The 15,289-nt window shown below is 63.6% G+C and carries 17 protein-coding genes; 9 read left to right on the top strand and 8 right to left on the bottom strand.

Features of this window, described 5'->3' with window-relative positions; translation table 11 throughout:
* Window positions 1-428: 428 nt before the first annotated feature.
* Both rhtA and GGI48_RS25130 read left to right on the top strand, forming a co-directional pair.
* Window positions 429-1,316 carry a threonine/homoserine exporter RhtA gene (gene rhtA, locus GGI48_RS25135; protein WP_016968560.1) on the top strand — a complete coding sequence of 296 codons (888 nt, stop codon included), beginning with the start codon at window positions 429-431 and terminating at the stop codon, window positions 1,314-1,316.
* 158 nt (window positions 1,317-1,474) lie between these two features.
* Window positions 1,475-1,756, top strand: coding sequence for a hypothetical protein (locus GGI48_RS25130; RefSeq protein ID WP_016968561.1), 282 nt, complete (start codon window positions 1,475-1,477; stop codon window positions 1,754-1,756).
* Between the two features lie 9 nt (window positions 1,757-1,765).
* Here GGI48_RS25130 and GGI48_RS25125 read toward each other — a convergent pair whose 3' ends face one another.
* Window positions 1,766-2,335 carry a TetR/AcrR family transcriptional regulator gene (locus GGI48_RS25125; RefSeq protein WP_179600499.1) on the bottom strand — a complete coding sequence of 190 codons (570 nt, stop codon included), beginning with the start codon at window positions 2,333-2,335 and terminating at the stop codon, window positions 1,766-1,768.
* Window positions 2,336-2,427: 92 nt separating this feature from the next.
* Between GGI48_RS25125 and GGI48_RS25120 the strand changes: the two genes are divergently transcribed.
* Together GGI48_RS25120 and GGI48_RS25115 are read left to right on the top strand one after the other, a co-directional pair.
* Window positions 2,428-3,168: an SDR family oxidoreductase gene (locus GGI48_RS25120; protein WP_016968563.1), complete on the top strand. Its 741-nt coding sequence runs from the start codon at window positions 2,428-2,430 to the stop codon at window positions 3,166-3,168.
* A 36-nt stretch (window positions 3,169-3,204) separates the two neighbouring features.
* On the top strand, window positions 3,205-3,801 hold the full coding sequence (locus GGI48_RS25115) for a 2-hydroxychromene-2-carboxylate isomerase (protein ID WP_179600497.1): 597 nt from the start codon (window positions 3,205-3,207) through the stop codon (window positions 3,799-3,801).
* 79 nt (window positions 3,802-3,880) lie between these two features.
* Here the strand turns inward: GGI48_RS25115 and GGI48_RS25110 are convergent, their stop codons facing one another.
* The 4 genes from GGI48_RS25110 to GGI48_RS25095 all read right to left on the bottom strand — a co-directional run bounded on the left by GGI48_RS25110 (window position 3,881) and on the right by GGI48_RS25095 (window position 8,104).
* On the bottom strand, window positions 3,881-5,689 hold the full coding sequence (locus GGI48_RS25110; RefSeq protein WP_179600496.1) for an aminopeptidase P family protein: 1,809 nt from the start codon (window positions 5,687-5,689) through the stop codon (window positions 3,881-3,883).
* 55 nt (window positions 5,690-5,744) lie between these two features.
* A complete protein-coding gene (locus GGI48_RS25105; RefSeq protein WP_103740065.1) occupies window positions 5,745-6,914 on the bottom strand; it encodes a cysteine desulfurase family protein in 1,170 nt (389 codons plus the stop codon).
* Window positions 6,915-7,125: 211 nt separating this feature from the next.
* Window positions 7,126-7,740, bottom strand: coding sequence for a LysE family translocator (locus GGI48_RS25100; RefSeq protein WP_179600494.1), 615 nt, complete (start codon window positions 7,738-7,740; stop codon window positions 7,126-7,128).
* A 103-nt stretch (window positions 7,741-7,843) separates the two neighbouring features.
* Complete coding sequence (locus tag GGI48_RS25095; RefSeq protein ID WP_016963760.1) at window positions 7,844-8,104, bottom strand: hypothetical protein; 261 nt, start codon at window positions 8,102-8,104, stop codon at window positions 7,844-7,846.
* Between the two features lie 396 nt (window positions 8,105-8,500).
* Between GGI48_RS25095 and msuE the strand changes: the two genes are divergently transcribed.
* The 4 genes from msuE (at window position 8,501) to GGI48_RS25075 (ending at window position 12,660) form a co-directional block, all read left to right on the top strand.
* On the top strand, window positions 8,501-9,064 hold the full coding sequence (gene msuE / locus GGI48_RS25090) for an FMN reductase (protein ID WP_016963759.1): 564 nt from the start codon (window positions 8,501-8,503) through the stop codon (window positions 9,062-9,064).
* 9 nt (window positions 9,065-9,073) lie between these two features.
* A complete protein-coding gene (gene ssuD, locus GGI48_RS25085; RefSeq protein WP_179600492.1) occupies window positions 9,074-10,213 on the top strand; it encodes an FMNH2-dependent alkanesulfonate monooxygenase in 1,140 nt (379 codons plus the stop codon).
* Window positions 10,214-10,348: 135 nt separating this feature from the next.
* Window positions 10,349-11,536 carry an acyl-CoA dehydrogenase family protein gene (locus GGI48_RS25080; RefSeq protein WP_179600490.1) on the top strand — a complete coding sequence of 396 codons (1,188 nt, stop codon included), beginning with the start codon at window positions 10,349-10,351 and terminating at the stop codon, window positions 11,534-11,536.
* A 23-nt stretch (window positions 11,537-11,559) separates the two neighbouring features.
* The gene (locus GGI48_RS25075; RefSeq protein WP_047305472.1) at window positions 11,560-12,660 is read left to right on the top strand and encodes a sigma-54 interaction domain-containing protein; all 1,101 of its coding nucleotides are present in this window, start codon (window positions 11,560-11,562) and stop codon (window positions 12,658-12,660) included.
* Here GGI48_RS25075 and GGI48_RS25070 read toward each other — a convergent pair.
* On the bottom strand, window positions 12,657-13,022 hold the full coding sequence (locus tag GGI48_RS25070; RefSeq protein ID WP_047305473.1) for an antibiotic biosynthesis monooxygenase: 366 nt from the start codon (window positions 13,020-13,022) through the stop codon (window positions 12,657-12,659). The two genes, GGI48_RS25075 and GGI48_RS25070, sit on opposite strands and share 4 nt — an antisense overlap.
* Window positions 13,023-13,130: 108 nt before the next feature.
* On the opposite strand from GGI48_RS25070, the gene soxR reads away from it, so the two are divergent.
* Window positions 13,131-13,592: a redox-sensitive transcriptional activator SoxR gene (gene soxR, locus GGI48_RS25065; protein ID WP_016963754.1), complete on the top strand. Its 462-nt coding sequence runs from the start codon at window positions 13,131-13,133 to the stop codon at window positions 13,590-13,592.
* 175 nt (window positions 13,593-13,767) lie between these two features.
* Here the strand turns inward: soxR and GGI48_RS25060 are convergent, their stop codons facing one another.
* Both GGI48_RS25060 and GGI48_RS25055 read right to left on the bottom strand, forming a co-directional pair.
* On the bottom strand, window positions 13,768-14,538 hold the full coding sequence (locus GGI48_RS25060) for a MetQ/NlpA family ABC transporter substrate-binding protein (RefSeq protein WP_179600488.1): 771 nt from the start codon (window positions 14,536-14,538) through the stop codon (window positions 13,768-13,770).
* A gap of 84 nt (window positions 14,539-14,622) precedes the next feature.
* A complete protein-coding gene (locus tag GGI48_RS25055) occupies window positions 14,623-15,288 on the bottom strand; it encodes a methionine ABC transporter permease (RefSeq protein ID WP_016963756.1) in 666 nt (221 codons plus the stop codon).
* Window position 15,289 lies beyond the last annotated feature (1 nt).

Here is a 15,289-nt window from a genome sequence, read left to right as displayed (position 1 = left end):
TCAACCACTTGCGCTTCCGATCTCTCGTTAGCGGGAGGCGAATTCTACAGCGTTACACGCTGCTGTCAACACCTCTTTTCAACCGCTTTCGACCGAGACGATCGAATGGTTAACAAAGCGACAACACACTGCCTTATCAACTGCTTCTGGCTTCGATGAACTGAAGCGTAACCGCTGCCGAAAACTTGGTAACTCCTTGAATCTCAAGGAGTTTTCCGTTTCGACTGCGTCGGAAGTGGGGCGAATTATAGGCCTGTAGAATCTTCCGTCAACCTTTAATTTGAATTTTCTATGATTCGAGCCCACCACCACGCCTGCAGCTTCTTATATCGAGGCGCAAAAAGACTTTGCGCACTATATTGCTCATTCCGCATGACTTAAGCATCATGCGTCCAGCGCCCTCCCCCACACTCTGGATGATCCCCTGCATGAACGACCAACCGCGCAGCCTTGCCTCGACTCTGTTTCCCGTGGGGCTGCTACTTATCGCCATGGCCTCGATTCAATCGGGCGCCTCATTGGCCAAGAGCATGTTCCCCATTGTCGGGGCCCAGGGCACCACCACCCTTCGCTTGATCTTCGCCAGCGTCATCATGCTGCTTCTATTGCGCCCCTGGCGCGCCAAGTTCACTGCCAAGACCCTACGCACCGTGGTTGTCTACGGAATGGCCCTGGGCGGCATGAACTTCCTCTTCTATATGTCCCTGAGAAGTGTACCCCTGGGAATCGCCGTCGCTCTGGAGTTCACCGGCCCATTGGCGGTGGCCATCTATGCCTCACGCAAGGCGATCGATTTTCTGTGGATCGCCTTGGCGATCATCGGCCTGCTATTGCTGATACCCACAGGCGCCACCGAAACCGCCATCGACCTGGTGGGCGCAGGCTACGCCTTGGGCGCCGGCGTCTGCTGGGCGCTGTACATCCTGTTCGGGCAAAAGGCCGGTGCCGAGAACGGCATCCAGACCGCCGCCCTGGGTGTCATGATCGCCGCACTCTTCGTTGCGCCCATAGGTATCGTCCATGCCGGCGCGGCATTACTCACTCCATCCCTGATTCCTATCGCCCTGGGCGTCGCGGTCTTGTCCACCGCCCTGCCTTACAGCCTGGAAATGGTCGCCCTGACCCGAATGCCAGCCCGTACCTTTGGCACCCTGATGAGCATAGAGCCGGCCTTCGGCGCGCTGTCCGGCCTGCTGTTTCTGCACGAATACCTGTCCCTGGCGCAGTGGATGGCGATCGCCTGCATCATCCTGGCATCTGTCGGAGCAACCATGACGATGCGCCGGGAATCCAAGCCCATAGTTGCAGCCGATTAAGATTCAACTCTGGTAATTGGCGCGCAATTAGGCCATGTTTAGCCGGCTACTCAACGTCAGCCATGGAGTTGTCAGACAGGGATATCGCAAACGCAAAAGACCACAGGTAATGCAGTCACACTCGGGCATCAGATCCGAGGCTAGCGATAAGGACGGGGATGAAACGATTTTTGATACTGTTGGCCGTACTTGCCATTGCAGGCTGCGCTGCGACCGCGAAAACCGAAGTCAAACGAGGCAAGAAAGGGCTCCACATCAACTGCTCCGGTTTGTCTTCTTCCTGGGACAAGTGCTACACCAAGGCGACCCAATCCTGCGGCCCCAAAGGCTACAAGGTGATCGCCAAGTCCGGTGACACCGTCGAAGACCCGGGAGACTACCCTTTCGGCCTGAACCCAGCCGGTTATACCAGTCGCAGCATGATCGTCATCTGCAAGTAGCGGTAGCGCTCACTCTTCGGGCAGCCGCTCCAGCTGCCCAATGATCTGCTCATGGCTCGACGCCAGCACCTGCTGCTGGATATCCGGGTTCACCAGCATTCGCGCCACCACCAGCGCGCCAACACACTGCGACAGAATCGACCAGGCCAGGCTCTCACTGCCCAGGGTCTGCGCCCACGCCCGCTGCAGACGACAAATCCAGTCTTGCGCCTCCTGCCGCACTTGCACACTGCCCCGGGCAATCTCCGCGCCCAAGGCCGGCAACGCACACCCGGCTCCCGGCTGCTGCACATGCGCCACGCTCAAGTATTGCTTCAGGCAACGCCGCAGCTTTTCCCGATTCTGCCGGCTCTCTCCGCCCAGACGCTCCAGGCTCTGGCTCAACTCGCGCTCGACGATGGAACCGAACAGCTCGTCCTTGGATACGAAGTGAGTGTAAAAAGCCCCGCCACTGAGGCCGATGGCCTTCATCAAGGCATCCACGCCGACGGTGGAAAACCCCTCGTTCTTGGCCTGGGTCGCACTGCTCTGCAACAGGCGCTCGCGGGTTTCCTGCTTATGACTGGCTGAATAACGCATGGCTGAAGCACTCTCCTGCTGGCTTGACGACCGCAGGATCGTAGCATAACGTCCGTTTAGTTAACGATCGTTTACCAAAGAGCGAACCTCCCATGACTACAACCCTGAACAACAACAAAGTGGTACTGGTGGTCGGCGCCGGCGATGCTACCGGCAGCGCCATCGCCAAGCGTTTTGCCGCGCAAGGCTTCACCGCCTGCGTCACCCGACGCAGCGCGGACAAATTGCAGCCCCTGGTGGACGCCATCCGGCAAACCGGCGGCCAGGCCCATGGCTTTGCCTGCGACGCCCGCAAAGAAGAGGACGTGGTAGCGCTGATCGAACAGATCGAAACCCAGATCGGCCCCATCGAGGCCTTCATCTTCAATATCGGCGCCAACGTGCCCTGCAGCATCCTTGAGGAAACCGCCCGCAAGTACTTCAAGATCTGGGAGATGGCCTGTTTCTCCGGTTTCCTCAATGCCCGCGAAGTGGCCAAGCGCATGGTGACGCGCCAACGCGGCACCATCCTGTTCACCGGCGCCACCGCAGGGGTGCGCGGCGCCGCCGGTTTTGCCGCCTTCGCCGGGGCCAAACACGGCATCCGCGCCCTGGCCCAGAGCATGGCCCGGGAACTGGGGCCGCTGAATATCCACGTCGGCCATATCATCGTCGACGGCGCCATCGACACCGACTTCATCCGCACCAGCTTTCCCGAGAAATATGCCCTCAAGGATCAGGACGGCATCCTCAATCCCGAACATATCGCCGAAAACTACTGGTACCTGCACAGCCAGCCCAGGGATGCCTGGACCTTCGAGCTGGACCTGCGCCCCTGGAACGAGCGCTGGTAAGCCACTGCCCCCTACAACAATCAGAGAGTTCACGACATGAGCCAAAAAGTGGAGTTCTTCTTCGACCTGGGCAGTCCGACCAGCTACCTGGCCTACACCCAGCTGCCGAAGATCTGCGCCCAGACCGGCAGCCAACTGGAGTACCACCCCATGCTGCTGGGCGGGGTCTTCAAGAGCACCGGCAACGCTTCCCCCATCAGCGTTCCCGCCAAGGGCCGCTACATGCTCCAGGACCTGGCGCGTTTTGCCCGGCGCTATCAGGTTGAACTCAACTTCAACCCGCACTTCCCCATCAACACCCTGCTATTGATGCGCGCCGTGACCGCTGTGCAGCTGCACATGCCGGATCGCTTCGTCGAATTCATCGACTGCCTGTTCCGCGCCCTCTGGGTCGACAAACGCAACCTGAACGACGCCACCACCGTCACCCAGGTCCTGGAGCAAGGCGGCTTCGACCCACAGCGGATCCTCGACCTGAGCAACGAAGAACAGGTCAAGGCCCGGCTTAAGGAGCAGACCGACCAGGCATTGCAACGGGGTGTCTTCGGCGCCCCCAGCATGTTCGTCGGGGACCATTTGTTCTTCGGCCAGGACCGCCTGGACTTTGTCCGCGAGGCCTTGAGCGGAGGCTGAACAGCCGCGCCAGCCAGCCGCCACGGACCGGGACCGCGGCCTCAACCACATTGCATGGCTGAGGCCGTCCTTCGATGCTTCAGATCGGCGCGGTGCGAAGGTTCAGCCACTCCAGCGCGGCGCCTTGCAGCAGCGGGGCGAGGCGCTCGCGCACTTCGGCGTGATAGCCGTTGAACCAGTCCCGCTCCTCCTGAGTGAGCAATCCGGGCTCCAGGCAACGGCTGTCGATCGGGCAAAGGGTCAGGGTTTCAAAGCCGAGGAACTCACCAAACTCGGTAGTACCAACCTCGCGGTTCAACACCAGGTTCTCGATCCGTACCCCCCAACGCCCGGGACGATAAGTCCCCGGCTCGATGGAAGTGATCATCCCCGGCTGCATCGCCGTTTGCGGCACTGGCGCAGCCTGATAGGCGATCACCTGCGGCCCTTCATGCACGTTGAGGAAGTAGCCCACGCCATGCCCTGTGCCGTGTCCGTAATCCACGCCCTCGGCCCAGATCGGCGCCCGGGCGATGGCATCCAGCAACGGCGACAGAATGCCCCGTGGGAACTGCGCCCGCGACAAGGCGATCATGCCCTTGAGCACCCGGGTGCAATCGCGCTTCTGCTCGGCGCTCGGGGTGCCGATCGGCACCATGCGGGTGATGTCGGTGGTGCCCCCCAGGTACTGACCGCCAGAGTCGATCAGCAGCAAGCCATCACCCTCGATCAGCGCGTGCTCTTCAGGGGTGGCGTGGTAGTGAGGCATGGCCCCGTTGGCATTGAAGGCGGCGATGGTATTGAAGCTCAACGACACATAGCCCGGACGCCGTTCACGGGCGGCGGTCAGCTGTTCATCAATGGTCAGCTCGGTGACTCGCTCGCGCCCCAGGGCATTCTCCAGCCAGGCAAAGAACTCGCACAGCGCCGCGCCGTCCTGCTCCATGGCCCGACGAATATGCTCGGCGTCCGCCGGGCTCTTGCGCGACTTGGCCAGGGTGGTGGGATTGAGCCCTTCCACCAGCTTCACCCCGGAACGCAAGTTGTTCAGCAAACCGGTGGTCACCCGCGCCGGGTCGATCTGCAACGTCGCGCCTTCCGGCACATCGGCCAAGGCCGCCGCCACCTCCGCGTAATCCCGCAGGCTGACGCCGTCGGCTTCCAGCACCGCGCGCAGCGGCTCGTCGACCTTGCTCAAGGCCACGAACAAAGTGGCCTGCTGCTGGCTGATCAGGGCGAAAGAGACAAACACCGGGTTGAACGAAACATCTGCCCCGCGCAGGTTGAACAGCCAGGCGATGTCATCGAGGGTGGCGATGAAATGCCAGTCCGCACCACGTTCCTTCAGGGTTTCGCGCAGCTTGGCCAGCTTCTCCACCCGGCTCTGCGTGGCCTGGGGCGGCAGGTGCGGGTAGACCGGTTGATCCGGCAGGCCGGGGCGATCGCTCCACGCTTGCTGTAGCAGATCGATATCGGTGCGCAGGCTGGCCCCGCGCTCCTGCAACCGGCTGCCCAAGGTACGGGCCGAAGCCAGCGCCATGACCGCGCCGTCCACCGCCACCACCGCGCCCGACGGGGTCTGTTCCGCCAGCCAGTCCAGGGGGCCGGGCTGGCCCGGTTGCAACTTCACCAGATCAATGCCGCTGCCCTTGAGTTCCTTGCTCGCCTGTTCCCAGTAACGGCTGTCGGCCCAGAGCCCGGCGAACTCCGCGGTCACGATCAGGGTGCCCACCGAGCCGTGGAAGCCCGACAGCCACTGGCGCCCCTGCCAGTAACCCGGCAGGTACTCCGACAGATGCGGATCGGCCGAAGGCACCAGCAAGGCATGAATGCCCTCGCGGCTCATCAACTGACGCACATGCGCCAGGCGCTGGGGGACCACTCCGTGGGGCGTAGGCTGGGTACTCATTGTGACTCCTTAACCGGCTTAATCATTGTTATGGAAGGTCGAGATCGCTCGACCCTCAAGACTGGGCTCCGGCCCAGAATGCCGGAGCAGTGGCGCATGACGCCTTGATCAACTGTGCCGCGCGATCCACATCCTCTTCGGTCGTGAAACGCCCGAGACTCAAGCGGATGGTGCGCCCGGCCTGCACCGGGTCATGCCCCAGGGCCAGCAGCACATGGGAAGGCGCATTGCTGGCCGAGTTGCAGGCCGAGGTCGCGGAAAACGCCAGGGACGCACTCAACGCCGCGGCGTCAAAGCCTCCCTCGCTGAACGTCAGGCTCAGGGTATGGGGAATGCGCTGGGTGGTACTGCCATTCAAGCGCAGGCCGGCCACCCCCGCCAGTTGCTCCAGCAGGCGTTGGCGCAAGCGGACGATGGTGGCGGTTTCTTCGTCGAACAACTCAGCGGCCAGCGCAAAGGCCGCCCCCATGGCGGCGATCTGGTGCGTGGCCAGGGTGCCGGAACGCAAACCGCCCTCGTGCCCGCCACCATGGATCTGCGCCTGCAAGCGGCGCTGCGCCCGCGGTCCGACATACAACGCGCCGATACCCTTGGGGCCGTAGACCTTGTGCGCCGAAAACGACATCAGGTCCACCGGCCAGCGCTCAAGATCAATGGCCACCTTGCCCGCGCCCTGAGCCGCGTCCACATGCAACAGGGCACCATGCTCACGCACCACCTGGCCAATCGCCGGAATGTCGTTGAGGGTGCCCAATTCGTTGTTGACCAGCATCAGCGACACCACAACGGTGTCATCCCTCAGGGCTTCGCTCACCGCCTGGGCCGTGATCAACCCCTGTGCATCCGGCAGCAGATAGGTCACCGCCACGCCGCTTTCCTGCAACTGTCGAGCGGTGTCCAGCACGGCCTTGTGCTCGATCTGGCTGGTGATGATGTGCCCACCCTCCAGCCCCCGGGCCTGCATCACGCCCTTGAGCGCCAGGTTGTTGGATTCGGTGGCGCCGGAGGTCCAGACGATCTGCTCGGGCTGCGCGCCCACCAACTGCGCCACTTGCTGCCGGGCGTGCTCGACGCTGCGGCGCGCCGCCTGGCCAAAAGCATGGGAACTGGAGGCCGGGTTGCCAAAGTTGGCGTTGAACCCCAGGCACTCCAGCATCACTTGAATGACCCGCTCATCCACCGGTGTGGTAGCGGCATAGTCGAAATAAAGAGGACGTTTGTTCATGACAGAAAGACCCGCAGAGCTGGTTCCGGGATCGGCATAGGCGCAAAGAGCAGCATGCACAAACGCGCCGTACAGGGACGGCGCGTCAACAGCAGGCGCTGAGCAATAGCCGATCGGATGCAGTTAAAGAAGCACAACTTCGTCTAAAAGTGCGTAGGAACGCTCCTGGGGCGCAGCTTAACAGGCTCTGGGCAACCCGTTGAAGCGCCGCTCAACTGATGTTTTCCAGCACCAGCGGCGCCAGGGAAATCACCAGCAGGCCGGACATGGCCAGATTGAACAGGCGCAGCCAGCGCGGGTTGCGCAACACATTGCGCAACAGGCTGCCGCACGCCGCCCAGAGACTCACCGTCGGCGCGTTGATCAGGGCGAACACCGCCGCAATCACCAGCACATTGGTGAAATAGCCCTGCAACGGGGTGTAGGTGCTGATAGCGCCCACCGCCATGACCCAAGCCTTGGGATTGACCCACTGAAAGGCCGCCGCGCCCCAGTAGCCCAAAGGCTGCCCCTGGTCTCGCTGGTCGTCGTTCATCGGCCCGGAGCGGGCGATGTTCCACGCCAGGTACAGCAGGTAGGCCGCGCCGACATAGCGCAGCACGCGGTACAGCACCGGATAGGCCTCGAACACCGCGCCCAGGCCCAAGCCGACCGCCAGCACCAGCACGAAGAAACCACAGCTGATGCCGAGGATATGGGGAATGGAACGGTTGAAGCCGAAGTTCACCCCCGAGGCCAGCAACATGGTGTTGTTGGGGCCGGGGGTGATGGACGTGACCAGGGCAAACAGCGCGAATGCCCACAGCAGGTCGGGGGAAAGGGTCATGGGTGCAAGGTCCTGGGCAAGGTCGGTCAGGCCTCGACCCTAACCCAGCACTGGCCCGCAACTCACGGACAGTTGATGAAAACTTTTACCCGTACAGTTGTCATCAACTGGCCGGTTGATGACGACTGATATTGCGCTGGGCGCTCATCTCGCCCTGGCCATCGAACACCGCAGGCCGCGCCAGCAGCCGGGCTCTTTCCTGCTGGTACTCATCGAACGACAGACCACGCCGGTTCAGGGCTTCCAGCGCCAGCTCGCGGCTTTCCTCGGCCGTGTAGGGGCGCAACTCCGGCGCGCCCGCGCTGGCACAGCCGGCCAGCACACTGGAAATCAGCAGCAGCAGAACAACGGAATAAGCCTTCATGACGTGCACCTGAAGCGGGTTGCGAACAATGCACACAGGCTACTCGCGCGCCCTCAGTGGCAAAAATCATCCCGCTCGATAGTCGCTATCGACTTTTCCAGGGGCTCGGACAGCCCTTTTATATTCCATAACGACCTATAAATATGGAAAAAAGCTCTTTTGAGGAATAACAACAAGCCTTTATAACAGCTCCATCCCGTTGCCCAACTGTTGCCGGAGCAACTGTTGGCCAGGCAACAGCCAATCAACAAAACAGTGTCCGAACAACAACAGCCAGCTCGGCACATCCCGCCAGGCCCCCGGATTACCGGGCTCCGGCCGGTTGGTACAGCTCTTGCTCCCGTGCAGGTACACCTGTCATCGCTCGTTGAGCTACTGTTTAAAAAGGAACCGATCATGTCCCGTCCTCTGAATGTCGTTGCCCTCTCCGGTGGAACCTGGCGCCCGTCCCGGACCCTGGTGCTGACCCAGGCCCTGTTGAGCGAGCTGTCCAAGCACCTGCCCATCAACAGCCACCTGATCGAACTGGGGGATATCGCCCGTCCGCTGGGCGGCGCCCTGTCGCGCCAGGAACTGCCGGCCGAGGTCGAGGCCGAGTTGCAGGCCATCGAAAACGCCGACCTGCTGATCGTTGCCGCCCCGGTCTACCGCGGCTCCTATCCGGGCCTGCTCAAGCATCTGTTCGACCTGATCGACCTCAACGCCCTGATCAACACCCCGGTGCTGCTGGCCGCCACCGGAGGCAGCGAACGCCACGCCCTGGTGCTGGATCACCAGTTGCGTCCGCTGTTCAGTTTCTTCCAGGCCCTGACCCTGCCGATTGGCGTGTACGCCACCGAAGCCGACTTCAGCAACTACCAGATCACCAGCGACCTGCTCAAAGCCCGCATCCAGCTGGCCGCCGAACGGGCCGCGCCGCTGTTTGGCGCGCAACCGAACAACCTGCTGAAAATCGCCTAAGGAACTGTCATGGATGTGTTCTGGTTTCTTCCGACCCACGGCGACGGCCACTTTCTCGGCACCGCCCAGGGCGCGCGCCCGGTCACCCTCAACTACCTCAAGCAAGTGGCCCAGGCCGCCGATAGCCTGGGTTACCACGGCGTACTGATTCCCACCGGGCGCTCCTGCGAGGACTCCTGGGTCATCGCCTCGGCCCTGGTGCCCCTGACCGAACGCCTGCGCTACCTGGTGGCGATCCGTCCGGGGATCATTTCCCCCACCGTCTCGGCGCGCATGGCCGCGACCCTGGACCGGCTGTCCAACGGGCGCCTGCTGATCAACGTGGTGACCGGCGGCGACCCGGACGAAAACCGTGGCGATGGGAGCTTCCTCAGCCACAGCGAACGCTACGAAGTGACTGACGAATTCCTGCAGATCTGGCGCCGGGTGCTGCAGGGCGAAGCCGTGGACTTCGAAGGCAAGCATCTGCACGTGCAGAACGCCAAGGCGCTCTACCCACCGGTGCAGAAACCCTACCCGCCGCTGTACTTCGGCGGCTCCTCCGAGGCCGCCCACGAACTGGCCGCCGATCAGGTGGACGTGTACCTGACCTGGGGCGAGCCTCCGGCGGCGGTGGCCCAAAAGCTGGCCGACGTGCGCGAACGCGCCGCGCGCAAGGGCCGTACGGTGAAGTTCGGCATTCGCCTGCACGTGATCGTGCGCGAAACCGAGGACGAAGCCTGGAAAGCCGCGGACAAGCTGATCGAACACATCAGTGACGACACCATCGCCGCCGCCCAGCAATCCTTCGCGCGCTTCGACTCCGAAGGCCAGCGGCGCATGGCCGCGCTGCACGGCGGTCGCCGCGATCAACTGCAGATCGCGCCCAACCTCTGGGCCGGGGTCGGCCTGGTGCGCGGTGGCGCCGGCACCGCCCTGGTGGGCAACCCGCAGCAAGTGGCCGAACGGATCAAGGAATACGCCGACCTGGGGATCGAGAGCTTCATCTTCTCCGGCTACCCGCACCTGGAAGAGGCCTATCGCTTCGCCGAGCTGGTGTTCCCGCTGCTGCCGGAACCCTATGCCAGCCTGGCCGGCCGCGGCGTCACCAACCTCACCGGGCCGTTCGGCGAAATGATCGCCAACGACGTGTTGCCCAACCGCCGCTGAAATCCCCAAAGCCGTTGTAGGAGCCGGCTTGCCGGCGAAGGCGATCTTCCAGCCCTCTTCGCTGGCAAGCCAGCTCCTGCAGCTCGCAGCACCTTTTCCCGGCCGCCGCAAACGGCCACCCACGAGGAACACCGCGTGACTGCCAAACCGCAAAGCGCCCTGTTGTCCCCCTTGCAGACCGCCCGCCAACTGGCCGCCGAGTTTGCCCTGACCGCCGTCGAACGCGACGAGCGCGGCGGCACCCCCAAGGCCGAACGCGACGCCCTGCGCCAGAGCGGCCTGTTGGCCTTGAGCATTCCCCGCCAGTTCGGCGGCCTGGGCGCGCCCTGGAGCGAAACCCTGAACATCGTCCGCGAATTCGCCAAGGTCGACAGTTCCATCGCCCATGTCTTCGGCTTCCATCACCTGATGCTGGCCACCGTGCGCCTGTTCGCCAAGCCCGAGCAATGGCAGCCCTGGTTCGAACAGACCGCGCGCAAGAACTGGTTCTGGGGCAACGCCCTCAATCCGCTGGACACCCGCACGTTGGTCAAGAACCTCGGCGGCTGGCGCGAGTTCTCCGGCAAGAAAAGCTTCTGCTCCGGGGCCAGCGATTCGGAGATGCTCATCGCCTCGGCGGTGGATGAAAGCAACGGCGGCAAGTTGCTGATCGCCGCCATCCCCAGCGGTCGCAGCGGCATCACCCTGCACAACGACTGGAACAACATGGGCCAGCGCCAGACCGACAGCGGCAGCGCCACTTTCGAACGGGTGCGGGTCGAGGAATCGGAACTGCTGCTGGACCCGGGTCCCTTGAGCCCCCCCTTCGCCTGCCTGCGCCCGCTGATCGCCCAACTGACCTTCACCCACATGTTCCTCGGCATTGCCGAAGGCGCCTTCGCGGAAGCCCGGCAGTACACCCTGAACGAAACCCGCGTCTGGCATAAATCCAGCGCCCAGGACGTGCGCCAGGACCCTTACATCCTCAGCCACTACGGCGAGTTCTGGGTCGCCCTGGAAGGCATCCGCCTGCTGGTGGAACGGGCCGCCGGGCTGCTGGACCAGGCCTGGGCCAAGGGCCCGAACCTCAGCGCCGAGGAGCGCGGGCACCTGGCCACGGCGATCGCCACCGCCAAGGTCGCCGCCAGCCGCCAGGGCCTGGAACTGTGCAGCCGCTTGTTCGAAGTCACCGGCGCGCGCTCGACCCATGCCTCCCTGCGCCTGGACCGCCACTGGCGCAACCTGCGCACCCAGACCCTGCATGACCCGCTGGACTACAAGCTTCACGAGCTGGGCGACTGGGCACTGAACCAGTCCCTGCCGACCCCGACCTTCTACTCCTAGTGCCCGATTTCCGGAGAATGCCGATGCAGTTGCTGACCCTACCCCCCTCGCCCGCCCTGGCGACCTCGATCCGCGCCACCGCCCAGGTGTTCGAGGACCCGAAATCCCAGGCCCTGCTGGCACACCTGCAACAGGTGGCACCGAGCGAAGCCAGCGTACTGATCATCGGTGAAACCGGAACCGGCAAAGAGCTGGTGGCGCGCCATATCCACAACCTCAGCGCCCGGCGCAACCGGCCGTTCGTGGCGGTGAACTGCGGCGCCTTCTCCGAATCCCTGGTGGAGGCCGAACTGTTCGGCCATGAAAAAGGCGCCTTCACCGGCGCCCTCAGCGCCAAGGCCGGCTGGTTCGAAGAAGCCGACGGCGGCACCTTGTTCCTCGACGAGATCGGCGATTTGCCCATGGCCATCCAGGTCAAGCTGCTGCGGGTGCTACAAGAACGGGAAGTGGTGCGCCTGGGCTCGCGCAAAAGCATCCCCATCGACGTGCGGGTGCTGGCGGCCACCAACGTCCAGCTGGAAAAAGCCATCAACGCCGGGCACTTTCGCGAGGACCTGTATTACCGCCTGGACGTGGTCAGCCTGGAACTGAGCCCGCTGCGCGAGCGGCCCGGCGACATCCTGCCCCTGACCCGGCACTTCATCGAGGCCTACAGCCAGCGCCTGGGCTACGGCAGCATCCGCATCAGCCCGGAGGCCGAACACAAACTCAAGAGCTACAGCTGGCCGGGCAACATCCGCGAACTGGAAAACGTCATCCACCACACCCTGCTGATCTGCCGCAACGGCGTGATCGAACAGGGCGACCTGCGCCTGTCCCACATGCGCATCGAACGCGCCGACGACAGCCAGCCGAGTCACGACGACTCCACCGAAGCCCTGCTGGAGCGGGCCTTCCACAAGCTCTTCGAGGAACAGGCCGGCGCCCTGCACGAAAAAGTCGAGGACGCCCTGCTGCGCGCGGCCTATCGCTTCAGCCACTACAACCAGGTGCACACCGCCAACCTGCTGGGCCTGAGTCGCAACGTCACCCGCACCCGGCTGATCAAAATCGGCGAACTGGCGGTCAACAAACGCCGCCCGGCCGCCGCGCCCAACGAGCGCACCCTGCAACTGTCGATCTAGCCCGACAGCGTGCAATGCAAGGCATTGTCCTGACTGCGGGCAATGCTGCTCAGCACCTGGAACGAACCGAAGGTCACGGTCCTGGCCTGATGGGCCAGGATCAACTGCCAGAAATCCTGCTCGCCGCTCTCGAAACTTCGAAAAGCCGCCTCACCCGCCTCCCGCGACTGCCACTGCAGGTAATTGAGCACTCGCCGCCCGTCGTCGCTGACCTGCACGCTGGCGCTGAGAAAGCCGCCATAGCCCTGGGCCAGGCGCTCGGTCTGCGCGGACAGGGCCGACACCAGGGCCTGCTGCTGGTGCGGTTCGATCTCGAACTCGATCAACTGGGTGAAGCTGCGGTTTCTCTCAAAAGCGCTCATGAACGACTCCCTACGGCGGTCAGACAGCATCTTGCGATGGAATGCGCCGCAGGGTAAAACCTCTAGTTAAGTCAAGGTCAAGCTCATTTTTCCTCCCGGTACCCGCCAATGATCGAACCCGATGCCCTGCACAAAGAACTGACCGTGGGCCAGCTCTCGGCCCGCAGCGGCGTGGCCGTGACCGCACTGCACTTCTACGAAAGCAAAGGCCTGATCAAGAGCAACCGCAACGCCGGCAACCAGCGGCGCTATCCGCGCTCGGTGCTGCGTCGCGTGTCCTTGATCAAGGTGGCCCAGCGCCTGGGCATTCCCCTGGCGGAGATCGGCCAGGCCCTGGCCAGCCTGCCCGCCGACCGCGCCCCCAGCGCCGCCGACTGGCAGCGCCTGTCGGAGCAATGGAGCCGCGAACTGGACGAACGCATCCGCCAACTGAGCCTGCTGCGCGAACGGCTGAACCAGTGCATCGGTTGCGGCTGCCTGTCCATGGAAGGTTGCCCGCTGCGCAACCAGGGAGACGTTCTGGGAGAAGCCGGCCCGGGCGCCCGCCTGCTGACGCCCGACGCCCCGTAACCGGCTTGCCTCGCAGGAGCCGGCTTGCCGGCGAATGCGATCTCACGGGCCCCTTCGCTGGCAAGCCAGCTCCTACCTATCCGTATCCCCCGTAGGAGCCGGCTTGCCGGCGAAAGCGATCTCGCGGGCCCCTTCGCTGGCAAGCCAGCTCCTACGGCCGGGGATGGGGCGATGCTCAGAAGCCGGGGGCGATCTGGCCTTTGTAGCGGGTCAGGATGAATTGGCGCACGGCGTCGGAGTTCAGGGCCTTGGCCAGTTTCTGGATCCGCGGGTCGTTGAGGTTGTCCGGGCGGGCCACCAGGAATTCGATGTACAGGTCCTTGCCCTTTTCCACGATCAAGGCGCTGTTGGTGTCGATCCCGGCTTCCAGAGCGTAGTTGGCGAACACGAACGCCAGGTCCACCTGGCTCACCGAACGGGCCAGCAAGGCGCCTTCCAGTTCACGGATCTTCAGGTGCTTGGGGTTGTCGAGGATGTCGCGCTGGGTGGCCAGGGTGTTGCTCGGGTCCTTGAGCTTGATCAACCCGGCTTCGTGCAGCAGCACCAGGGCGCGGCCGGTGTTCACCGGGTCGTTGGGAATCGACACCGTGGCGCCATCCTTGAGTTCGGCAAGGTTCTTGATCCGGGTGGAATAGGCGCCGAAGGGCTCGATGTGCACCCCCACCACCGGCACCAGGTCGGTGTGCCGGGTCTTGTTGAAGTCGTCGAGGAACGGCCGGTACTGGTAGTAGTTGGCATCGAGGTTCTTCAGCGCCAGTTGCTGGTTGGGCTGGATAAAGTCGGTGAAGACCTTGATGTCCAGGTCCACCCCCTCCTTGGCCAACTCGGGTTTGACGAATTCGAGGATCTCGGCGTGGGGCACCGGGGTGGCGCCCACCCGCAGTTTCTCGTTGGCATGCACGCTCAAGGACAGTACAGCGGCCAAAATGGCCAGGGTCTTTTTCATGGGGTTGCTCCTAAGGCAGATGACTGACAGCCGTCGTGAGGCGCACGTGGGCCGTGTGTTTTGGGTGTTATTCACGGGTTTGATTCAACGTCGGCTGTAGTGCGCCACCAGGCGGTCGCCGGTCATCTGCAGGGCCTGCACCAGCACCAGCAGCAGGATCACGGTGACCAGCATCACGTCGGTCTGGAAGCGCTGGTAGCCGTAACGGATCGCCAGGTCGCCGAGGCCGCCGCCACCGATCACCCCGGCCATGGCGGTGTAGTCCACCAGCACGATGGCGGTCACCGTGACCGCCGCCAGCAGGCCGCCCCGGGCTTCGGGCAGCAAGGTGTGGCGGATGATCTGCCAGGTGCTGCCGCCCATAGCCTGGGTCGCCTCCACCACCCCCCGATCCACCTCCCGCAGGGCGGTTTCCACCAGCCGGGCAAAGAACGGCGTACAGCCCACCACCAGCGGCGGGATGGTCCCCGGCACGCCGAGGGAGGTGCCCACCAGCAGGGTGGTCAGGGGAATCAGCACGATCAGCAGGATGATGAAGGGCAAGGAGCGCAGCACGTTGACGATCACCGACAGCAGCCGATACAGGCCCAGGGTTTCGTGCAGCTGGCGCTTGCCGGTGAGAAACAGCAGCACCCCCAGGGGCAGCCCCAGCAGCACGGTGAACCCCAGGGCCGCGCCGAGCATGCTCAGGGTGTCGAGACAGGCCTGGGCGATGTCGGCCCAGTAGATGTGCTTGAACCATTCGGCCATG

The sequence above is a fragment of the Pseudomonas protegens genome (assembly GCF_013407925.2).
GTDB classification, from domain to species: Bacteria; Pseudomonadota; Gammaproteobacteria; order Pseudomonadales; family Pseudomonadaceae; genus Aquipseudomonas; species Aquipseudomonas fluorescens_AP.
This window is presented reverse-complemented; position numbering and strand designations above follow the sequence as displayed.